We start from the raw sequence: 22,122 nt of genomic DNA, 5'->3' as shown, positions 1-22,122 counted from the left end.
CATGCGGTGGCCGCGGCAGCTGATGTCGCTGCTGTTCGTCCTCACCCTTCTGGCCGGCCCTCCGATCGTGCTGCTGTCCCTGGTCGGGCCACCCGAACTGGGTTGGCCGACCGCGGCGCAGGCACGGGAGTGGGTGCAGAATCCGCTGACCGAACAGACCCTCACCGCCGCGCTGACCATCGCGGCCTGGCTGGTGTGGCTCCTGCTCGCCTACACGGCCACGATCCGGGTGCTGACCCGCCTGAGCGCGACCGTGTCGTGGCTGCGGCGCATGCCGCTACCGACACCCCTGCAAGCCACCGCCGGTGGCATCGCCGGCGCAGCCGTCCTCAGCGTCAGCTCCCACGCGATCGCCGCACCGCCACCGCCGCCCACGCAACCGGTAGCGGCAGGAACCCTCGGCGACGCGGATAACCCCACGCCATCAGACGGCGACGTCCTGGCCGCCGCGGGGATCAGCGTCGCCGGCGGCTGGCTGCCGCGCGACGTGGCGGAGCAGGTCAGCGCGGCAGCGGCGCTGGTGTGGCTCCGCCGCCGCCGCTCCTACCGGCCCCGACCGCCCGGTCCACCGAGCCGCGAGGACACGGACCTGGCGCCGCTGCCCCCGACAGTGGCGGCCGTGCAAGCCGCCCTCGCCGATGCGACGCCACCGCTTACCGAACCCGGCGCCGCCTCGGCCGGCTCGCCGCCGCTCGACCGGCCAACCCCTGGCAGGGCTTTCCCCCGAGCTGCGGTCGGTCTCACCGGACCGGGGGCGCAGGACGCAGCGCGAGGCCTGCTCGTCACCAGCCTCCTAGCTGGGCGTCATCACCCGGCAGTGTCCGTGGTCGCCACCCGATCCGTCCTGGCCGGGTTGCTCGGCCCCACCGCCGAAACGCTGGGCCCGCGCCTGCCGGGGCTGGCCGTCATCGACAACCTCGGGCAGGCAACGGGGTTCTTCTCCGGAGACCACCCTGGTCGTGGCCTGGGCGGACGAGACCAGCCACAACGAAACGCGCAGGAGGGCACCGGCCCACCCGGACCAACCCTCATCGTCGACGAGGCGTCCGCGACGGACAACGCCGAGACCCTGGCGAGTCTGGCCACCGCCTCCTCCGCATTGGCCGTGCTCGGACGGTTCCCGGCCGGCCATACATGGCAGATCGACGCGTCGGGGCGCACCCACCACCAGGACGGCAGCGGCTCAGCCGGGCCACGGATGTGCGTCCTCACCCAGGTCACGGCCACCGACCTGCTCACCGTCATCGCCCACCCCGACCCGGCACCGCCAGAGCCTGGCACGTCCGGTCCGTCGCACAACCCCACCCTGGCAGGCCGGTCCCCGCAGTGGGACGCCACCGCCCAGGACCACCCCGTCCGCTCCGGCAACGACACACGACGCCTTCAGCTGCGCGTGCTGGGCGAACCGACACTGCTGCTGGACGGCCACCCTGTGGAGATCCGGCGTACCGCCGCGCTCCAAGTCCTCGTGTTCCTCGCCGCCCACCCCGACGGAGCCGACACCCGACAACTGACCGATGCCATCTGGCCGGGCCTGCCCCGCCGCTCTCTCACCGGCCGCCTCTACACCACCCTCAGCGACCTCCGCGCCACCATCCGCTCCACGGCAGGGATGGCCCTCATCGAACACAGCGACGACCGGTACCGCCTCGACCCCACCGCCGTCACCGTCGACCTGTGGCACCTCCACCACGCGGTCCGTGACGCCATCACCGCCGTCACCACCGACGCGACGACCTGGAAGGCCGTCATCGACGCCTACCCCGGTGACCTCGCCGCCCGACGGACCTGGCCCTGGCTCGAACCGATCCGCGAGACCACCCGCCGGCACGTCATCGACGCGCACGCGGCTCTCGCCAGCGCCAGCCCTGACGCCCGTCAGGCCCTGGCATGGCTGCAGGCCGGCATCCGTATCGACCCGTACAACGCCAACCTGCACACCCGCGCGATCAGCGCACTCATCGCCTTCGGCGACCACGACGCTGCGGATCATCTGCGGAAGGATTACGCCCGTCGTCTCGCCGCAGCGGGCATCCTTCCCAACGACACGGCTCTCACGACAGCCACCCTCAGGGACCAGCCCGCCATCCCCACCCGGTAACGCCGCCCGCTACGAGCGCACGAGCAACCCACTTCGGGAAAGCCCGAACTGTGCTACCCCTGCGCTTCCGGCTCCGTTTCCGCCTCCGGCTTCCCCGTACTCGGTCCCAGACAGCCAGCTCGGTCCTGCTGACAAAGGCGCGTCTTGGCCTCAGCAGATGCCGCCCGTCGCACCGTCTCGTCTCCTATCGACTGCCTCTGAGCTGGGGTTGTGAGGTCGTGTGAGGTCGTGTGAGGTCCTGTCAGCCAACGGAACCGTGTCGTCTTCCGCCGCTCGCCCTACCGTCGATTCGTGGCCACCGTTTCACGGCGCTGCCAAGCCAGCTCGGTGCCGGTCGGCGTCGGGTCCCACATACGGCGGCAAGGGAGGGGCGATGAGGTCTACGCTCGCTCACACGTCGGCGGTCACGCTGCTGGTCGTCGCTGTGCCCGTCACGCTCGTCCGCGTCGGCAGGTGGCCACACCCGCAGGGCTCGTGGACGACCCTGCTGCGCGGCTGGGTCGAGGAGCCCCTCAGCGGCGGCTTCCTCGCCGGCATCGCCTACGTCGCGGCGTGGCTGCTGTGGGCAATGCTCGCCGCCGCCATCACGGCCCGCCTGTACGCCCAGATCGCCTGGATGTCACGGCGACTGCCACGGCTGCACATGCCCGGGCCGCTGCAGGGCATCACGGCGGCTGTCCTGGGAGCGACCGCCGTCAGCACGGCGGCAACCGCGACGCCCGCCCAAGCCAGCGCGACCACCGCCGCCGCGGAGACAACCCATCCACCGCAGAGCGCAGCAGCCACCGCGCCTGCCCACGCCGACGACCAGACCACCTCACCAGCCAACGGCAGGGACCAGGCCAAGAACACCTACACGGTGCGGCGCGGCGACACGCTGTCCCGCATCGCCCAGGACCGCCTCGGCGACGCGGACCGCTGGCCCGAAATCTTCACCGCCAACCGCGGCACCCGCTTCCCCCACACCGGTGGGACACTCCGCGACCCTGACCTCATCTACCCGGGCTGGACACTGCGACTACCTCTCACGGTCCAAGCACCACGCCCGTCGCCCGCCCCAACGCCGACGACATCAGCTCCGTCAGGATCGTCCAGCAGCCCGACCGGAACGGACACCGACGACGGCCTCGTGGAGTCGACCCCAGCGCCCACATCTGCGCCAGCCGACCAGGGCTCGGCGTCGGGACCGGCTGCCACGCCCAACACTCGCACCGCCGACGACCGATTCGCCCCCACGCCCCAATCTCAGCCGGGTGTGTCGCTCGGTACGGGTAGCTGGCTCGACATGGGACTCGCCGCCGCAGTCCTCGCCGCGGTTGCCCTCGTTTGGGCACACCGCCGTCGCCGCTACATCCCCCTGCAACCCACCGCCCGCCCGCGCCTCGACGACCCGAGCGTCGAACCGATGCCGGCGGTGGTCACCCGGATCCGTCGCGGCCTACGGACCCTGACGCCGAACGCGGAGACGATTCCTGACCCCGGCCCCGGCCCCGACCTCGACCCTCCACCCGCCGATCCCGTCGTGGCCGCTGACTCAGACCCGGCAGACGCGGCCGACGACGAGACCCCCAAGTTCACGGCGCACGAGTCGCAGCCGCCTATACCCGCGCCAACCCGGCCGCTGATCGAGGTGTGGCCGTCTGCGGGACTCGGTCTGATCGGGCCCGGAGCCGAGGCAGCGGCCCGAGGCGTGCTGGTGTCCGCCCTCGCCGCCGGCGGACCAGATGACCCCAATAGCCGCCACCACGTCGTCATCGCCTCGGACACCCTCGCCACGCTGCTAGGCACCACCACAACCACACTGGCGGACACCCCGCGGATGACCATCACCAGCGGACTCAGCGACGCTCTGAAGCTGATCGAGGAGCAGACGCTGCACCGCGCGCGCATGTGCGGCGACGACGAGGTCGACACGATCGCCGACCTGCGAGACCGGGACCCGATCGCCGAGCCCGTGCCGCCGACGGTGCTGATCGCCGCCCCCACCGCTGCTCATGAGCGCACCCGTATCGCCGCGCTTCTCACGCAAGGACACCGACTCGACATCCACGGCGTCCTGCTCGGCGCCTGGCCCGATGGCGACACCATCCTCGTCGCCGAAAACGGCTCCACCAGCATCATTAAGCACGACGCGAAACCGCACAGCTGTCCTACCGCTGTGGGCCGCCTGAGCGTCATCAACCACAGCGAGACCACCGAACTGCTGCGACTCCTCGCCGAGTCCCATACCGGCGAGCCTCAACCGCCAGCACCCGCGCAGCGCATCCCACCTGACAGCCTGGTCGGCGCCGCCCACGAGCCGAACCCCACACCCGAGAATTCTGCCGCCGCGCACCTGCAGGAGCGCCGCGACCACGCCGGGAATGAACCGCACCCGGCGGGCGACGACCGGTCTTACAGCACCGGCGGACGCGTCGACGTTCGAGTGCTCGGCGGGGCTCGCATCGAAGACATGGACAAGAGCACGCCGCTGCGCGCGAAAGCCCTCGAACTGCTGGTCTACCTCATCGTTCAGGACGGCGACGCCGCACAGGACAACATCCTCGACGACCTGCTGCCCGACGCCCCCGCGTCGAAGGCACCGCACCGCCTGCACACCTACGTATCCGCACTACGCAAAACCCTCCTCCTCACCGGAGGACCCGCCACCTACCTCACTCACCCGTCGCGCCGCTACGCCCTCAACCGCGACGCCCTCGACACCGACCTGTGGCGCATGCGCGCCGCACTGCGCGACGCCGCCCTCGCCACCACCGACGCCGACCGCACCGCCGCACTGCAACGCGCCGTCAACGCCTACGACGGCACACTCGCCGACGGCTTCGACTACGAATGGATCGAGGCATACCGCGAGGGCATCCGCCGCCAAGCCCTCGACGCCCACCTCGCCCTCGCCGCCGCGACCACCGACCCGACACAATCCCTGACCGTCCTGGAAGCCGCGATGCGCCACGACCCGTACGCCGAGGCCGTCTACCAGCACGCGATGCGCGCCCACGCCGCACTCGGACACCTCGAGCAGATCCGCTCCCTACGCCGATCCCTCACCCGCAGGCTCGACGAGATCGACGCCGAACCCAGCGAGGACACCCTCAGACTCGCCGACCAGCTCATCGCCGACCTGCGCCGGCAGAAGCCCACAGGGAAGCCCGACTCTCACAACAGCGGACTTCACCCATGACGCCGGACCCTTCGACGGCACCTGACGCACGTCGTGGCAGCCTGCACGATCAGCCCAACCGCAGCGGCGACGGCCCGCAGGCGACGAACTGGGACCGCAACGGCACCGAGTGGCCCCTGCGAGCAGCCGTACTCACCGGCCATCATGGGCCCGCCAGCAGCCCTCAGGGCGGGTCGACGCACCGGCAAGCTTCGTCCCCGACGACCCTCGACGCGGTGGACGCCGACCTGGCCACAGCAGTTCGGCAAGCCGCCTGGATACGGCAGGTGTTCTACGTCCTGGTGCTGCTGGTCGCCCTCGTTGGACAAGTCACCGGCGCCGTCCAAACACTCGGCGTCCCGCTGGTCGTCGCGGTCCCCGCCGTCGCGGCGCTCGAACTAGGCGGCGTCGTCGTGATGGCCAACGCCGACGTGCGACGCCGGCTCGGTGAGCGGGCGATCGGATCACGCCTCCTGTCCGCCGCGATCGCCGCCGGAGCCGTCACCTTCAACTGGGCCGCCCACCCCGACCACCTAGTTGGCGGCTTCTACGCGGGTATGTCCGCCCTCGGATATCTTGTTTGGCTGATGCACGCCGGCAACCAGCGCCGCGACCGGCTGCGCGTCACCGGGGGCCTGCCGCCCACACCACCGGCCTACGAGGTGTTCGGGCACTGGATCTGCCACCCCGCCGTCACCTCCCGGGCGCGGTCCATCGCCAAAGCTGACGGCCTTGACCTGTACGAGTCCCTCGCGGCGGCCCGCACCGCGATCGCCCGCCGACGGCGCGACGCCGCGATCGCCAAGGTGCTCCATCGCAAGATCAGAGCGGCGATGGACCCCACCACCGCCGACATCGCCCTGCGCGTGTACGACCTAGACGAGATCGCCGCACGCCTCGCGGCCACCGCGGACTACAACGGGCTGACCACGCTCCTGGCCGCTGACCTCGCCCCAGAGCAGATCATGACGGCCCACAGTTCCCGTCACCGCCGTCGCTGGTTCAGGCGAGAACGCTTCACCAACGGACCACCGGTACCTGAGCCCGCCCCCTCCGCGCCGGAAGCGCCCAGTGCGTCGGTGGCGGAAACGCCTCGCGGTGACCGGCAGGAGCCGAATCCAGAGCCAGAGGAGAACCCTCAACCAGCCCTCAGCGGCCACCAGCAGAGTGCCGAGAGCCGCGACGCCGGCCCGCCTGAAGCTCTGTCCCCGGACGATCCAGCCGCTGCGGATCCGGCAGACAGGATGGTGGACGACAAGGACGTCTTTGGCGCGAACGCCGACGAGGAGGCGGACCGCGGCGATCAGGATGCTGCCGCCGACGATGCCAACGACGATGAAGCGTCGGAAGTGCCCCGGGGAACCGCGCAGGCAGTGGCCTACTGGCTGCACAAGGAGCCGAATCTGGAACCTGAACTGCTTGCCGAGAGGATCGGCAAGTCACTGCGATCGGTATACCGATACCTGCCGCCGGACTACCCTCGCCGACCGGGGATCGCCAGGCGACGGACCCGCCGCCAGCTCGGCCCGTCCGACGGGCGAGCCACAGCGAGTGACGTCAACAGTCACCCCGCCCGCACGACAAACGAGGAAGGAGTCGCACTTCCTACTCGAGAGCCTGCGGGTGGGCTAACACTGCGGAAGTGAGACCAGTGCAGGATGTGGCCCCCTGTGAGGATGGCCGGGACGAGGGAAGCGAACAGGCGACGGATTTCGTTGCTGCTCAGCGGCATCAGGCTGCTACCGGCTCCCGTGCAGAGACAGGTACGGCTTGAAGTACAAGGCTGCACAGGGGCAGGCGTCATTTGATGGTCGGCGGCCTTGACGGTTGTCGGGTGTGCGACTGACCGGCATGCCCAGTCGATGACGTTGCGCGGCGGGCGTCAAGTTGAGATCTCCGCGCGGCGTCCGCTTCTGCCGATATGAGTGCCGCTGGTCGGACTACTAAATCAGGTCAAAAGCGCCTATATGAACAGGGTCACAGCGAGTGCCTTTCTGGTCTACCGCCAGGAGCGCCGAGAGCAGATTCCACATGATTGCTGCGTCCCACGATTCGGGGATCACATTGACTAGTATACGTGCGACGACTCAAGCGTCGGTATTGTGGTGTGGCTCGATAAATTGCCAGTAAGGTGGGGTGCGATTAACCGCTCCATCGGCTACACTGGACAGATGTCAAGTCCCGTCGAGGTTCTCGCTCTGGCACTGGGCAGCACAGCGACATTGGGCGCTCTTGCCACGACGCTTACGCAATGGCTATCATCCCGGCGGCATCGAGCAACAGTGAAGATTCGGATTAGCGCCGACGGGGCAACTCGCGAGATCGAAATCAAAAACTTAAATGATCCCGCTCAGGCGGAGTCGTTCATTCGCGACATTCTCTCCCGTGAAGATGCGATGGAGGGAGGGCGGAATGAGTAGCTCGACGCCGCCAACCACACGTAGTCGAATAACGCGTAGTCGGGGTACACCCGATCGACTCTCCGTTAACGCCGGCGTGGGGGGCGTTGGCAGCGGTACGGCAATGATTGCGATTGCTCAAGTCGTCGGTGGGGATACTGTCATCGGCCAAGCTCTGCTCTATGTCGCCCCCACGGTAGCAGTATTGTTCGGCGCGGCTATGTACCAGATCCGACGGCAGGCTCAGTGGTACAGCGATCGAATGGATGTTCGACGAGAACGCGCCGGGATCGAGAGGGCTCGTGCCACAATTCAACGGCAGATGGACTCAAATCACATCTCGGAAGCGCGAAAAGCCGAACTGCTGAAACTTCTAGAAGATCTCGACCATTCGGAAGTGCAGGTAGAGCTGTCGAAGATTCAGATTCTTGACCAGCGGAGGCATCGCATTCCATAGCCGTGGATGCGAGAATGCTGCACCTTGACGCTCGCGCAAACGACACCCATCAACGGTCAGTTAGATCGCCAGGTGGGCGGATGTGGGGTCGCCGTGCCGGCCGACAGCATTCCCCGACCATTGGTAACCCATCCGGCGGCGCGTTCCCGCTTCTGTCGCGGATCGCGCGCGGTAGCGCAGGAGCCTCCGATGCGCTCGGTGACCATCAGCGATGATCCATCCATGTGTGAGGCGAGCGAGCGAGGAAGATTTCGTGCTGTGGTTAGAGCCGTTGGTTTTTGCCGTATCCAGCATAAGGACCCGAAGAGTGATCATCGCCGCCTACCCTAATTCGATAACGCCGCCCCCAGGATTAATCTCACCTAAGAACCCTCTCCAGTTACTTGAGGAGGCGTTGTTCGACCTTATTCCGTCAGGCGCTGGCCTGCACCTCTTGCCATTTTATCCGTCCGATGGCGACGACGGGTTTGCGCCTAGAGACTGGTTCGGCATAGAACCAACTTTCGGGTCACTCAGTGATGTTAGAGGCATCGCACGAAGATGGCCAATGGTAATAGACGGTATCTACAACCACGTCGGCGCGAGCCACAAGTGGGTGCAAGCCGCGATGCACGGGCAAAACGAAGGCCGCCTCGCGGCGCACGTCGGCGTCAATCCCGCGCAATCACTGGTCTCACAACGAGGTCTGCAAGTATTTGTCGAACGTCGCATTCGGGGGGTTGATACGTACTTCAGGCATACGTTCGGCGCAGAGTCGTTCGACTTGAACCTCGATCACCCAGGGGTACGAGCCGAGGTAAGGCGACATCTAGATCATATCCTAGAGTTGGGAGCCCAAGGCGTTCGACTCGACGCGGCGGCATACTATGGTCGGCCCGTCAGCGGAAAGCTAGCGCATCATTCGGATGCCAATAGACACGTACGACATATAGCCGAAGAAAGCCGCCTGCGAGGGCTTAGGGTATACGCCCAGTTGAACGCGGATCGAAGTGGTTTGTCTTATCGCGAGCAAGGAAAAGACTTATGGCTCACCGACTTCCGGTTGCCTGCGCTAATCAGCCTATGTATTATTGGGACCTCGCCGCGACCACTCGTGAGTCATCTGAAACGCACGTGGAAACTTCCGAACTTATTGCGTCCTCTGCGAACTCACGATGGAATACTCCTGCACGGCGTCGGTTGGGATGACAAATTCGTCCACTATTGTGCGTCGAAGTTCCGCGAGGTTGGTCTTCCAATCAGGTATGTCGGACGAAAACCGTATGAGCTGAACGCATCCTTTCCTGAAATTGCCTCCCGAGGGGTGCCGACGGCGAGCATGAAGAAGCGAATTCATGCGGCATTAGTACTTGCCCTGCTCCTTCCTGGCGTTCCGTACCTCTATCTGCCGGCCCTATTCAGTTGGCACCCAGAGTTCCTTGCTCCGGATGTAGCAGACTATGGCGGCAAGGAGCCCAGGGCAACGAACCGGCGTCCCATGCCTTGGCAGTACGCCCAACACTTCGTCGCATCGGACCTGGGGAGTCGCACCCGCAAAATCCTTTCGGAAATGGCGTATCTGCGGCATTCCTCCCACTTGGACGTGGCCCACGAGGACGAAGGTATTGGACTTGTTGGCGGTGTGATCTGGATCAAGCGCGCGTCCTCCGTCATAGGTGCCATCAATTTGGCCAGTCGCCCCGTGACCTTATCCGAAATTCGAACATTTCCAGGGAGACGTCTTGACCTCGGGCCCTATGATTGGCGGGTATGGCGGTACGGGCAGTTGGTAGCTTCTTCGGGTTAGGAGCCTGACGTGGAGATAGTGGTTTCCCTCGCCCTAGGAATCCCCGTTGGAGTGCTGCAGTCATTTGTGATGCTGTGGATATTGTTCCGTACCTTCTCGCCGCGGTTGTCGTGGTCGAAAGCGGAGGTTGTTCCAGAACCGGCTGACTCGTCGGCCGACGGTCAGGAGATTGCGATAGGAATCAGGAATTCCGGAAGGCGGGACGCTGTTGATGTCAACTTGCACGCGGAGCTCAGGATCTCGCACCCTGCCGCAGTCGACGGCGTGACGCACACCGTGATCCGACTACCGCTAAATTCCTCGTGGATGCCGCGACTGAGACGAGGTGGTAGTGCTCGCATTCGAGTCGAGACATCCCGAGTTTCCGTTGAGGACTGGATCAGGCTGAAGGTGCGGGCAGGAATTACGAGTAAAAATGCTATTTCCATATTGCAACAAAACGACTCGGCCCGTCTCCGGCTTTACGCGTTGGCATCCGATCCATTTAGTGGATCGCGTCAAGTCTTCGTTTCGACCGATTTTCGAGGAAGCGAGATTGGTCCAAACAGCGCCATGACGCTATCAGCCTAGCCGCCCCATCGCCCAAGACCACCAGCTCCGCCGATGCCCCGGCTACGAGCGAGCGTCTCTCATCGAGGGCGACCTCAACACGAATGACGAGCTCTCCCAACTCGGCATGACCTTACGTCGTCACCGACCACGCCGGCCATGTCCGCCCGTTCCACACGCACGACCTTGCGCTCGGCCGGCTATCACCCGCGAGACAGGCGACCCGCAGCCTCGAAAACCCGACGGCGCCACAGGCACCAAACTGGCTGAGCTGGACCCCGCGTAACAATCCAAGATCGAGTCACTCTTTTGCTGCGTTCCAGGCCCGGATGCGTCGTTGATGGGGTAACCGAGCGTAGCCGGACTGAGTAACTGCGCCTGAGCGACGAAAGAGGGGAACCGGGGTCGACCATCCTGGACTCCGCCGTCAAGTGGATCTTTGTGCGTAACGGCGTACCTACCTATGTAATCCGATCTGTACGCCGACAGTTGCCCTCGCTGGGGCTGTCCCCTTTTGTGGCCAGCGGTTCGGCCGTGCCCGGGATCCGGCGCCTGGGGGCGTCCGGATTCCGGGCGGCGCCGCTTGGTGGCACTACATCTGGGCGATCAGTGGTTGTGCCTGCGGGGCGCAGTCGTACCCGCTGTCCCAGGGGAACCGGCCCTGCTGGTCGGGCCAGACGAGCTGCTGGAGGCGGATCTGGTGACGGCCGTAGCGGGCGATCGCCATCCCGGGCAGCAGGTCATGGGTGGGTGACCCGTCGATGATGATCGCGTCGTAGCCGGCAATGAGGTCGCTGACGCGCTGGCCGTGGCTGAACCGTTCGGCCCTGTCGTAGACCCGGCGGGCGAGGTCGTTGAGCAGGCAGTGGGCGACCTCCGGGGGTAGCCCGGCGGTGAGCAGTTCGGGGTAGTGGTGGGCGGTGAGTCCGACGGTGTAGGCGAACGGGGCGGTGGTGTCGGGGTCGTCGTCGGTGGGCAGGACGTGCGTGACGGCCCAGCCGATGGTGTCGATGATGTGTTCTTGGCGTCGGAGGACGTCGTCGATGTTCGGCATGGTTGGGTGTCTCCTGGTTACTCGGGTGTACGGGTGGGGTCGGGGTCGGGTGGTTCGACGTCGACGAAGCCCCAGAGTCGTTCCATGACCTGGAGTTGCCAGGTGCGGTAGCGGTCGGCGAAGCCGCGGCAGACCGCGGGCGGGACCCCACTCCCGGCGTACGGCAGGGTCGAGTGGCAGATGATGTAGCCGGCGTCGCCGCGCGCCTCGGTCACCATCTGCTTGAGCCGGCCGGGGTCGAGGTGCATCGGGTTGCCGGGCTTGAAGATGCAGGTGGCGCACTCGCGGGCGAGCAGGCGGGTTTTGCGCAGGTCCGGGTCGCCGACGTTGAGCCGGGCCGGACGACCGGTGGCCGGTTCGTCAGCGGGCTGCCACGTGCTGTCCATCGTCAACTCCTTGTCGATACGGCGCGGGGCCCGCATCCTCGGATGCGGGCCCCGCGCGTCCGAGCGAACGGGATGGCCCGGCGCCGGGTGGTCGCCGGTGCGGTTGTCAGAGCTACCTCAGCCAGGTCAGCACCGCGTCGATGTCGGCGCGGCGCAGCCCGTGGTACGTGTTGACCGGACGGAGCCGGTTGGGTGTCCCGCCGCGGTCCGCTGGTCGGCGGTGACGGGGTCCTTGCCGCCGAACTCGTCGTCGAGGACGGCGAGTGGCCCCCGCGCGGGCCAGGCGTAGAGAGGGCCGAGTTTGCTCTGGTGGCCGAAGCGGACACCGCCCGCCTGAACGGGAACGTGCTGCCAGGTGGGAGGTAGGCCTCGCCGCGGTGCGATCCATTCGGCCGCGAGGTGGTTCAAGCTGGTGCACCACACCAGCTGGGCGTGGTTGACCAGTTCCCGCAGCCAGCGCCCGTGGTCGGGGTGGAGCCAGACGGGCGCCGGTGACGTGCCGGTCGTCGGGGCTCGGCCCGTCGTTGCGGTGCGGCTGGTAACCCAGCGGCGTGGCGTGGGTGGGGTCGCCGGGGTTGAGCACGTCATCGACGTCGACGGCCACGATCGGCGTGAGCGTGGGGCGGGCCAGCGGTGGGTGTTGATCACGCCCGCGCTTCATGGATGGTGACCGGGTGCAGGGGCACGATGAGCCGGTCGGCGGTGCGGCCGGGGCCGTCGTCGGGTTGCCAGGTGTCGGCGGCGGCGTGGGTGGGGAACGGGCCGACGGCGGCGAGCCGGCCACCGGTGCGGTCGAGGAGCACGAGCACGGCGATGCGGGCGTCGTCGAGTGCGGGCCGTAGGGCCGCGGCGAGGTCGGTGGGCAGGTCGACCCAGCAGGTGGCGGGCAGAGCCATGACGGCGGGGTCGTGCAGCGGCACCGGCCTGGTCGCGGCGAGGGTGGTGCTGTCGAGCGCGAGCGTCGCCGCGTGGGAGCCGGCCGCGGTGGCGCCGCCGGTCGGGCCATGTGCGGCGAGTTCGCCGCCGGTGTGGACGGCGAGCAGCGTGTACGGGTCGCGGATCTCGAGTGAGTCGAGGATCGCGAGGGTGATCGTGTCCCCCGTGTGCAGGTCGGCCAGGGTGAGCATGACCGGCCGCCCGTCCGGATCCCGGTTCCAGGTAATGACGTCGAAGTGTTCGCCGGCGACGTCGCCGAGGCGTCGCCAGGCACGGTTGTCGGTGTCGAAGGGGTATTCGCTGTCGGTGCCGTAGCGCATAGGTGAACTCCTTGTGGTGGGCAACGGCGTTTCGCGTCGCGCCCGGTCGGTCAGGGCCTGTCGGGGACGCGACGCATCCACGCTTCGATGACGGCGGATGGTCAAGTCGCGGACCGGCGGCGGCGAGCCGCCGGCGGTCCGCGCGATCGAGGGGTTGGGGGTTCTTCGTGAACGGCGCGCGGCGCCGCCCGGCCGAACCCGGTGCGGCGCCGCCACGCGGGGTGCGACTGGTTGACCGGCCGTGACGGGGTCGGGATTGGGTGGGGTTCAGGCCTGGGCGAGGGCAGTGACGGCGGCGTCGGCGATCGCGGTGATGGCTTCGACCGGGTCGGTGACGGTCAGGGTGGTGGCATGGGTGAAGGTGTTTCCCCAGATCTGGTCCGGGTCGGTTGGCCCGCCCGCGGTGGGTGGGTCGGCGGGGTGGAGCCACAGCACGGCGCAGCCGGCGCGGTGCAGGGCGGTGACGAGTTGTTGGCCGGTGGGGATGTCGTCGAGGTAGCCGTCGGAGACGACGGCGAGCATCCGTAGGGTGCGGCCGTGACGCAGGTCGAGGAGCTGATCGGCGACCTTCACCGCCTCGGGGAAGGTCGCGGTGGCGAAGTCGGTGCGCATGTGCAGCACCTGCCTGGGGTAGGTGCGTGGGGGTACCAGGACGGTGGTGCGGTCACCGAACCCGATGGTGGTGGTCGTCGCGTCGGCGCGGCGGGCGGCGTGGGCGAAGATCCACGCCGCGGAGGACATCGCCTCGGTGTAGCGGTCCATCGACCCGGACAGGTCGACCAGGATCGCCAGGTGCAGGCGGGGTTTCTCGGGCGGTAGGTGGGCGCGTTGCTGCCACGGGGCGGCCGTCGGCAGTTGCCCGGCGGAGGCTTGCGCGTCGGCGGTGATGGCGTGGCGGGTGCGCAGCCGCCCGGGTGGGATCGCCGAGGGGCGCCGGCCGGGTTCGGGGTGGCGGGTGCGGGCCTGCCGCAGCCGGTGGGCGAGGTCGCGGGCCGCCCGGTGTTCCTGCTCGGTCGGGTCCCGACGGTCCCACTGCGAGGGTGGGCTGTGCCGGCGGGCCAACAGCGCCGCGGCGTACTCGCCCGGGGTGAGGCCGGCGGCGACGGCGAGGTAGTCGACGAGGGCCGCGGCGAGGCGGCCGGGGAACAGGCCGGCGTCCGGTACCGGGGTGTCGTACTGCTGGTCGGGGTCGATGCCGAGGACCTGACACCAGCGGCGGGCCAGGGCGATCATGGTGTCGGCGTCGGTGTCGTCGCAGATCTGGGCCTCGCGCCAGATGTCCCGCAGTTGGCGCAGGTGTTTGCGTCCGAGGATTCCGGTGACGGCGGCGCGGACGGGGCGGACGTCTTTGCTGGTGACGATGCGGGCGTCGACGCGGGCCAGCAGCAGTGCGGCGAGTTGTCCGGCGTGCCACGGGTCGTCGACGGCCGTGTCGTCGGGTGCGATGAGGGTTGTCACGACGTGGCGCAGCCAGCGGCGGTCGCCGCGGCGGCGGGCGCGGTGGCGTCCTTCGGCCCGGGATTCCTCCAGCATGTCGGCGACGTGGGCGAGGATCGGCGGGGTGCCGGGCGGGGTGGTCCAGCGGCTGTGCGCGGCGTGCGCGGCGCCGTGCACGAGCAGCCCGTAGCCGGTGGGCACGAGGCGCTTGTGTCGGGCCTTGGCTGGGTCGGTGACGTCAGGGCTGTCGGCGATGTAGGTGGCGTCGACCTCGATGCGGTTGAGGCCGGGGTAGAAGCATTCGGGTGCGTCCCCGGCGGCGCCGGGGGCGACGAGGACGGTGAGGTCGCTACGGCCGGTCAGCAGCGGGACGTGTTTGGTCCACGCCGCGGACCAGTGATGCCAGTCGCTGGCGCCGGCCGGCGTCGGCGGTGCGCCCTGCTGGAGGTGGGTGCTGGGGTGTGACACGGATGGGCTCCTTCCAGAAATCTGAGGTGGGCGGCGTTAGCGCTTGCCGAGGGCGAGCGCGGTGATGGGCGTGCCGGTGTGTCGGGACAGGGCGGCGGTGACGTCGTCGCGGGCGTCCTCGGGGGCGATGCCGGCCAGGTTGGCCAGGGCGGCGGTCATGCCCAGGTGGTCGCGGACTGTGACGAAGCCGAGCAGTTCGCGTAGCTGCGGCGCCCACACGGTCTTGCCGGCGGCGAGGTCGGCGTTGAGGTCGATCGCCGCGGCCACGACCTGTTTGGGGACGCCGAGTTGGCGGGCGAGGTCCCAGTCGGTGGTGACGTGCAGGTGGACGGTGAACCGGGAGGCCAGGGCCTCGGTGAGGACCGCGCCGTGCACGCCCGGGTTGTGTCCGGCGACGATGTAGAACCCGTCGACGGCTTCCACGGTCTCGTTGCCGTTGGAGGGGATGGTGATGACCCCGCGGCCGTCCATGGCCGGGTACAGCACGGCCAGGACGCGGGGCGGGATGAGGGTGGCGTCGTCGACCAGCAGCACCCGCCCGTCACGCATGGCGGTGACGAGGGGTCCGTGGACGAACTCGTAGCCGCCGCCGGGGATTGGGTTGTAGGAGCCGAGGAAGTCGTCGACGACGGTGTCGCCGGTACCGGCGACGGTGAGCAGGTCGGGGAACGCGGCCTCGACCATGGCGGTCTTGCCGGTGCCGGGCGGCCCGTACAGCAGCACGGGCACCTGCTGGGTGCGCAGCCGTCGCAGTTCCTCGACGTCCCAGCCCTTGCCGAGCCGCCGCGGGTGGTACAGCGTCCCGTTCGGGCGCGGTACCGGCGCGGGCCGGGCCTGCCGGGCACCACCAGCACTGCCGCCGGAGCGGGTGCGGGGCGCGGCGGGTGGGAGGGCACCGGCGGCGTCGATGCCGGGCTGGGTGATCTGGAAGCGGTGGTGCGGGTCGCGGTGGTGGGTGGCGTGCCCGGCGGCGACCATCTTCTTCAATGCCTCGAACACTGCCCCGGAGGACGGTGCGCCGATGGCCCGGGTGATCTCGCCGACCTTGAGGATGGTGTCGGGATAGTCGGCCAGGTGTAGGGCGACCTTTCGGTAGAGATAGCCGGACCGGCCGGAGGTGGCATCGGTGGTGGGCGTCTCGCCGGTGCTGGCCTGGGCCGGGTCGTTCTGCGGTGGACCTGCCGGCGGGACTGGCGTATGTGGTGTGGTCATGTGGGTGCCTCGATTCCAAGGGTCGGGCCCGCGCACCCGTCTCCGGGTGCGCGGGCGGTGGGTACCGCACAGCGGAGACGGATGGGGCCAACCCCTGCCGCCCCTGATATGGGCCGTGCAGGTGGGCGACCACACCCCGGTGGTGCTGAAGGGTCACGGCGACGCGCAGGTTCGCCGCTGGTGCGTGCTGGTCGGTGTCGACGTCGCGCGGGCGGTGTCAGCGCCGACGATGCAACGCCCCACAGCTCAGTCGATCAAGTCGAATGGATGGGCGGGTGCGGGATGGCGGGGGTGCCCGCTGACCGTGGGTTCACGGGAGAGTCGGGACGGGATGCCAGTGACCCGATCGTGGTCAGTCGGCGCAGCCCCGTTCGCAGCCCCGTGGGTCGCACAGTTGTCCGTCAGCCATCCGGGCCAGGGCCCGCTGGTCGTCGCTGTCCAGGCCGTCGAGCAACGGCCAGCCGAACCCGTCGGCGAACGCCTTGATCTTGGGTGCCCCGTACATCGGGTATCCGGCGTGGTCCATCGCCGCCGAGATGTCGTCGCGGCCGAGGAGCCAGGCGAGTTCGCCGAGCTTGTCCACCGACCGGCTCGCCGAGTTGCCCCGGTGGTCGATGATCTTCCCGACGGCGAATCGCAGGTAGTCCCGAGCGTAGGCTTCGTGGTCGATGCGCTGGGTCCACTCAGCTGGGTGGCGGGGGGCGATGACCTGGCGGGCGTGGTCGAGATCGAGCGCTTCCACGAGCACCTCCTCCCGAAAGCCGAAGATGTCCCCGCGGTTGGCCCGGAGAGCCCAGACCCGGGTGACGATGTCCTCTGGGGCGCGCATGGTCACTGGCATTCCTTCCTGATGTGGTCTTACCTGTCATGGCCGGGTGGCCGCAGCCGATGCCGCCCCGGCTTTCGGTGACGCGGTGGGGCTTGGTCGGGCGTGCGGGCCTATGCCTGATCGGGGTCGGGCAGGTCGCCGACGATCCGGTCGCAGGCGTACGGGTCGACGGCCTCCCAGCACCAGCTGCGGCCCATCACCACATACCGGCCGTCCCCGTCGGGGGAGATGCGGTCGATGGCGTCCGGGTCGTCGGACAGGGCCCGTTGGTCGGCGACGATGACGTCGCCGTCGAAGGACAGGTCGGCCAGCGCGGCGTTGACCCGACTGTCCAGTTCGTCTTCCGGCACGCCCTCGTCGCGCAGGCGGTGGCGGTACTGGTCGCGGTGCCGCTGATGGTCGGCGACGATCGCCTCGGCCACCGCACGGGTGCAGGAGAACACCACCCACCCGTTCCAGTGCTCGATCAGCGTGCCGACGAACCCGACCGCGAATCGGTCGCCGCCGTCCGGGCCGGTGGTCAGCGCCCAGTCGCCGGAGAACACGCCGACGTCGCCGACGTGGACCCTCTCGGGGCGCAGGTGTGTCACGTCGCGGCCGGTGGGGCTGGCCGCGAGGTGACACAGGTCGGTGATCCGGTCGGTGGCGGCGGTGTCGAAGGCGTCGCGGTAGACGGTCATCGCCTCGTCGCGTTGTTGGATGCGCAGCCCGAACCAGCCTGTGGTGTCGCCGGTGGCGTCCGCGAACAGCTCCCATCCGGCGGTGTCGACTGACCCGCCAGCCGAGGTGTAGCGGGGTATGGCGTCGAGGACGGCGGGATCTCCTTCGTCGATGCCGGCGAGGACCCGGCGCGCGGTCAGGCGAGTGTCGCCGCTGGCACGGGCGCCGATCGTGTCCTGAGCCCACCATTCGGCGGCGGTGTGGCCGGCCTCGATGCCGGCGGCGCGCATCCGCTGCAGCGCGGCGGCCCATCCGGCGGCCTCGTCGACTGGCCCACCGGTGGGCGGCGGGGTGGTGGTGACCAGTTGCATGCGGTCGCCGGCGTCGAGGCACATCGACAGGGCGGAGCCGCTGTCCCAAATGACCTCGACGATGTTGTGTCGCTGGTCGTGGCGGCGGACGGTGCCAGTGTCGCCGGGTCGCAACTGGGTGTGCGGATCGCTGGTGTGGACCAGGGCGACGCGTTGGCCGGGTTGGTAGGTCATGGTGCTCTCCGATCGGCGATTGGACAGGCCGTCGCCAGCGGCGGGCGCCGGTGGCGTCGGGTCGGGCGTGCTCACCGGGTACCGCCTTCGGCGTCACCCGTCGTGGCGTCGTGCGGTGGCCAGGGCTTGCGGGTGAGGTGGGCGCCGAACATCGGGTCGGTGGCGACCGAGGAGCCGCAGCGGGTGCAGCTGGTGGCGGTGTCGTGGCCGTAGCCGGCCATGGACGGGACCTCGACGTGGTCGATCTCATCGACCGCGCCGCAGACGGTGCAGACCGTCATCTCCGGACCGCCCTCGTCGAGGGCGGGTGCGGTGACGAACAGGTCCTCGACCGGGTCGAGATGGTGGACGCTGTGCCGCAGCCAGCGGCCATGGACCGTCGCCTCGTACACCACCAGCAGCCGCTGGTCGAGGCGCAGCAGGTACAGCCACTCGTCGAACCCGTCGAGGTCCTCCCGCAGCGACCCCTGCCGGATCATGTTGTTCTCGGTGACGGCCGGGTAGCCCAGCCCCGCTACAGGCGGCTGCCGATGCCATCGCCGAGGCTTCGGGTTGACCGCGAGGCTCCACCAGTTACGGGCCAGCAGCGCGGCGGCCATCGCGTCGGTGTCGCGGCCGAACGTGACGGTCCAGATCCGGCGCAGCAGCGGCACCAGTACCTCCGGATCCTCGCCGAACTGGATCAAGCGGGCGGTGTACCTGCCGCGGAGTGCGGCGACACCGATCAGGACGGGTGTGCTCATGTGCCTTTCCTCCTTGAGGATCTGTGGATCGGGGGGTTGCGGCGGTCGTCCGCGGGCGCGACGGCCGTCGAGTCGGGTGACCATGGGTCGCCGGCGTCGCCGCTAGGGCCTGATGGCGAGCGGGGCGTTCTGTGCGGCCATGAAGGGCACCGGGTCGATCGCGCCGTTCGGGCTGGCATCGCCGTTGTGGTGCACCTCGTAGTGCAGGTGCGGGCCGGAGCTGTGGCCGGTGGAGCCGACGACGCCGATGGGCTGGCCGGCGGCGACCGGCTGCCCGACCGTCACCATCGGGGGTTGGTCCATATGGCAGTAGCGGGTGAGTAGGCCGCCGGCGTGGTCGATGTCGACGTACCAGCCGCACCCGCGCGTGCGAGCGGGGTCGCCGTCGCGGTCGCATCCCCAATCCGCGCCGGTGTCGGCGTGGACGGCGTTGCAGCGGACGGTGCGGACGGTCCCGGCGGACGCGGAGCGGATGATGGTGCCGCGCGAGGCGCTGAGGTCGACGCCGTCGTGACCGGGCCGGTCCGAGCTACGAAAGCCCGACCCGACAGGGGCCAGTACCGGCTGCGTCCACGGGCCGGTGGCCCCGCACCCGGCCAGGCCGTCGGTGCTGAGACCCGTGGTCTCGGCGATCGTGGCGACCAGGTGGGTGGCTGGTCCCTCCCATGTCCCGTAGGCGTCGGGGACGGCGCTGATCTGCACGGCCTGGGCGGCTTCGGTGAGCGGCATCGCCTGCCAGCCGCTGATGGTGGCCAGCTTGTCGAAGAACTTCTCCGACGCGTAGACGGGGTTCCGCAGTTGGGCGGGGGTGCCCCACCCTTGGCTGGGGCGCTGCTGGAACAGCCCGACTGAGTCCCGGTCGCCGCCGGGCAGGTTCCGCAGGCTGCTCTCCTGCATGGCGGTGGCGACCGCGATCGTCCAGCCGCGTGCTGGTAGCCCGAGGCGGGCGCCGGTGGCGACGATCGCGGCGGCGTTGCCGACCTGGTCGCTGTCCCAGTCGCCGATCGCCGGCCACAGGATCGGCGGCCCGCTCGGCGACGCCGTGCTGTCTGACGTGGACCCGGGAGTGGTGAGCATGGGGACGCATCCGGCGGTGGCCAAGCCGCCGGTGAGGAATCCGCCGAGCCCACCGGCGCAGAGGATGAGCACGGCGACGAGCGCTACCGCGACTGACACCAGAGATCGGAGCTTCACGTCGGCCCTAAGCGGTCGAGGGGATGAGTGAGGTAGGGAGCGCGGGAGGGCGTGGAGTGCCAATGGGCGAGGGGAGGGGCGTGGGCGGGCATGACTGGTCCTCCTGGTTGCCGGCTAGCCGAGGCTGTGGACACCGACCGGATCGCCGTCGTCGGTGTGCACGGTGACGGTGTTGTCGGCGGGGTTGATCACGTAGATCCAGGAGGCGTCGAGGTCGACGGCGAGGCTGAGCGGGAAGACGGTGGCGGGCTCCGGCTCGGTGTCGTCGAACGTCACGCCGACACCGCCGACGGGGTGCTGGTGGGGGAGCGACCGGGTGTCTGGGGTGATGTCGGATCCGAGGTAGTACCAGTCGTGGGCGAGGACCGCGTCGATGAGGGCTTGCGTGTGGCGGCGGGCGGTGGTGGCCCAGATGCCGCGCAGTTGCGCGATGAGCGCCAGGGGGTAGCCGTCGAAGTGGACGTAGCGGGCGTGGACGGTGCTCGGCTGGGCGGGATCGATGGCGCTGACGTAGCAATTGATTCCCACGGGTCGTGTCTCCTCGTCGTGATGGTGGGTTCGGCTACGGCGACGACCGCGCGGCCGTGGTGGGCCACGCGGTCGAAGGTCGTGAGGTCTCGTGGTCCGGGCCGGGTGGGCGTGGGTCGTCGCGCCTGGGCTGCGGCTACGCGGCGTAGACGGCGGTCAGAGACGCCCCGGGAACGCGGCGGGGCAGCCGCTGCGGGACCTGCGGCAGTAACTGCGTGGCAGCGGCGGCGAGACCGTTGGCGAACCAGCCGACGAATCCGAGGGAGTCGCGGGTCGGCCGTTGTGGTGTGGGTTCACGGGCAGGTGCCGGCTGTGGCGGTGGTGTGGCTTGCGCGGCGCGCATCGCCCGTTGTGCCTGCCTGGCGGCCGAACACGGCCCGCTCTGGTCGGCGCACTGCAGGTTGGCGCACCGGTTGCCGGGTCCGGGTTGGTGGGCGGTGAGGACGTCCACGGCCAGCCGCCACAGCAGGGGGTCGGTGACGTCACGGGGGAGAAGGGCACGGTGGGACGGGCGGGTTCGGCTGCGGTCAGACATGGCGGGTGACCTTCTATCGGGGTGTGGGCAGGGGTCACCGTCCGGTCGGGGTCGAGTCGTGTTCTGCCTGATGGCCGCCCAGGACAATGACCTAGTTGATCGACGCTTCTCTCTCGATGAAGGTCAAGTCGTCTGCCAGGGGTGGTGCCGTAGGGCACGGTGTGCGGCGCGCGGGTGAGGTGGGGACCGCGCTCGCGGTGGGGCGGCCGGCGGCCGTCAGGAGGCCGTCGGCGTGATTTGGCCGGGCTTGCTGGTGGTCTGGATGAGACGCGCCAGTGCGGAGCGAGTGGTTGGTGCGTCGTCGTGGTCGTCGTGGTCGTCGACGCGGACCATGGGGTGCGGTTCGCCCCGCAGCCTCGTGATCCGGTAGCCGCGGCGGTCGGCGTCGACCGCGTCAACGCGGCGGATCTCGTGCAGGTCGTCGGACTCGACGAGGACGTCCTCGTAGCAGACGGCCCAGGCCAGCAGGCGGAGTCCCGGGGTGGGATCGGCGAGGAGGTTCGTGATGAGGCCGATGTCGACGCAGGCCGCGAGGGTGGGCCGGGCGACCGGCTGGTTGATGTCGAGAGCGGTGGTGAGGTCGGGCAGGAGGTCGGCGAGCCCGGCGCGGTAGCGGCCCATGCGGGTGTCGTTGAGCGGTAGGTGCACGGCGCGCATCTGGCGTCTCAGGCCGTTAGGTGCTGATGGGGTGGGCCGGTCCTGGACGAGTAGCAGGAGAGGCGGGCGGCCCCAGCCGAGCAGGTCGGCGCTGGCCTCAATGTGCAGCAGGCACCCGGTCAGGGTGTGAACGGCGTGGAAGGACATCACGAGGATTTGAGCTCCT

The 22,122-nt window shown here is 69.0% G+C and carries 18 protein-coding genes; 6 read left to right on the top strand and 12 right to left on the bottom strand.

What is annotated here, in order from left to right; genetic code table 11:
- Nucleotide 1 precedes the first annotated feature (1 nt).
- From V6U86_RS22605 to V6U86_RS33435, 6 genes are all read left to right on the top strand, one after another.
- On the top strand, nucleotides 2-2,101 hold the full coding sequence (locus V6U86_RS22605) for a hypothetical protein (protein WP_334506137.1): 2,100 nt from the start codon (nucleotides 2-4) through the stop codon (nucleotides 2,099-2,101).
- Between the two features lie 373 nt (nucleotides 2,102-2,474).
- Complete coding sequence (locus V6U86_RS22600) at nucleotides 2,475-5,282, top strand: BTAD domain-containing putative transcriptional regulator (protein WP_334506135.1); 2,808 nt, start codon at nucleotides 2,475-2,477, stop codon at nucleotides 5,280-5,282.
- The gene (locus V6U86_RS22595; RefSeq protein ID WP_334506133.1) at nucleotides 5,279-6,907 is read left to right on the top strand and encodes a hypothetical protein; all 1,629 of its coding nucleotides are present in this window, start codon (nucleotides 5,279-5,281) and stop codon (nucleotides 6,905-6,907) included. The genes V6U86_RS22600 and V6U86_RS22595 overlap by 4 nt, the downstream gene beginning before the upstream one ends.
- 456 nt (nucleotides 6,908-7,363) lie before the next feature.
- Nucleotides 7,364-7,681 carry an effector-associated constant component EACC1 gene (locus V6U86_RS33440; RefSeq protein WP_442934987.1) on the top strand — a complete coding sequence of 106 codons (318 nt, stop codon included), beginning with the start codon at nucleotides 7,364-7,366 and terminating at the stop codon, nucleotides 7,679-7,681.
- Between the two features lie 103 nt (nucleotides 7,682-7,784).
- A complete protein-coding gene (locus V6U86_RS22590) occupies nucleotides 7,785-8,117 on the top strand; it encodes a hypothetical protein (RefSeq protein WP_334506131.1) in 333 nt (110 codons plus the stop codon).
- A 211-nt stretch (nucleotides 8,118-8,328) separates the two neighbouring features.
- The gene (locus V6U86_RS33435) at nucleotides 8,329-9,903 is read left to right on the top strand and encodes an alpha-amylase family glycosyl hydrolase (protein ID WP_442934986.1); all 1,575 of its coding nucleotides are present in this window, start codon (nucleotides 8,329-8,331) and stop codon (nucleotides 9,901-9,903) included.
- A 1,141-nt stretch (nucleotides 9,904-11,044) separates the two neighbouring features.
- Here V6U86_RS33435 and V6U86_RS22585 read toward each other — a convergent pair.
- The 12 genes from V6U86_RS22585 to V6U86_RS22530 form a co-directional block, all read right to left on the bottom strand.
- Nucleotides 11,045-11,506 (bottom strand): DUF4262 domain-containing protein, encoded by a 462-nt coding sequence (locus V6U86_RS22585; protein WP_334506129.1) that lies wholly within the window; start codon nucleotides 11,504-11,506, stop codon nucleotides 11,045-11,047.
- A gap of 17 nt (nucleotides 11,507-11,523) precedes the next feature.
- Entirely contained in the window at nucleotides 11,524-11,892 is a 369-nt protein-coding gene (locus V6U86_RS22580) for a hypothetical protein (RefSeq protein WP_334506127.1), read from the bottom strand.
- 644 nt (nucleotides 11,893-12,536) lie between these two features.
- Nucleotides 12,537-13,148, bottom strand: coding sequence for a hypothetical protein (locus tag V6U86_RS22575; protein ID WP_334506125.1), 612 nt, complete (start codon nucleotides 13,146-13,148; stop codon nucleotides 12,537-12,539).
- A 267-nt stretch (nucleotides 13,149-13,415) separates the two neighbouring features.
- Nucleotides 13,416-15,053 (bottom strand): VWA domain-containing protein, encoded by a 1,638-nt coding sequence (locus V6U86_RS22570; protein WP_334506123.1) that lies wholly within the window; start codon nucleotides 15,051-15,053, stop codon nucleotides 13,416-13,418.
- A 36-nt stretch (nucleotides 15,054-15,089) separates the two neighbouring features.
- Nucleotides 15,090-16,265 (bottom strand): ATP-binding protein, encoded by a 1,176-nt coding sequence (locus tag V6U86_RS22565; protein WP_334506121.1) that lies wholly within the window; start codon nucleotides 16,263-16,265, stop codon nucleotides 15,090-15,092.
- 352 nt (nucleotides 16,266-16,617) lie between these two features.
- Nucleotides 16,618-17,094 carry a hypothetical protein gene (locus V6U86_RS22560; protein ID WP_334506119.1) on the bottom strand — a complete coding sequence of 159 codons (477 nt, stop codon included), beginning with the start codon at nucleotides 17,092-17,094 and terminating at the stop codon, nucleotides 16,618-16,620.
- Between the two features lie 110 nt (nucleotides 17,095-17,204).
- The gene (locus V6U86_RS22555; RefSeq protein WP_334506117.1) at nucleotides 17,205-18,374 is read right to left on the bottom strand and encodes a DUF4314 domain-containing protein; all 1,170 of its coding nucleotides are present in this window, start codon (nucleotides 18,372-18,374) and stop codon (nucleotides 17,205-17,207) included.
- On the bottom strand, nucleotides 18,371-19,042 hold the full coding sequence (locus tag V6U86_RS22550; protein ID WP_334506115.1) for a hypothetical protein: 672 nt from the start codon (nucleotides 19,040-19,042) through the stop codon (nucleotides 18,371-18,373). The genes V6U86_RS22555 and V6U86_RS22550 overlap by 4 nt, the downstream gene beginning before the upstream one ends.
- A gap of 102 nt (nucleotides 19,043-19,144) precedes the next feature.
- Entirely contained in the window at nucleotides 19,145-20,236 is a 1,092-nt protein-coding gene (locus V6U86_RS22545; protein ID WP_334506113.1) for a M23 family metallopeptidase, read from the bottom strand.
- Between the two features lie 114 nt (nucleotides 20,237-20,350).
- The gene (locus V6U86_RS22540; protein ID WP_334506111.1) at nucleotides 20,351-20,764 is read right to left on the bottom strand and encodes a hypothetical protein; all 414 of its coding nucleotides are present in this window, start codon (nucleotides 20,762-20,764) and stop codon (nucleotides 20,351-20,353) included.
- 136 nt (nucleotides 20,765-20,900) lie between these two features.
- Complete coding sequence (locus V6U86_RS22535; RefSeq protein ID WP_334506109.1) at nucleotides 20,901-21,299, bottom strand: hypothetical protein; 399 nt, start codon at nucleotides 21,297-21,299, stop codon at nucleotides 20,901-20,903.
- A 216-nt stretch (nucleotides 21,300-21,515) separates the two neighbouring features.
- A complete protein-coding gene (locus V6U86_RS22530; protein ID WP_334506107.1) occupies nucleotides 21,516-22,103 on the bottom strand; it encodes a hypothetical protein in 588 nt (195 codons plus the stop codon).
- Nucleotides 22,104-22,122 lie beyond the last annotated feature (19 nt).

The sequence above is a fragment of the Micromonospora sp. CPCC 205558 genome (assembly GCF_036902955.1).
Taxonomy (GTDB): Bacteria; Actinomycetota; Actinomycetes; order Mycobacteriales; family Micromonosporaceae; genus Micromonospora.
This window is presented reverse-complemented; position numbering and strand designations above follow the sequence as displayed.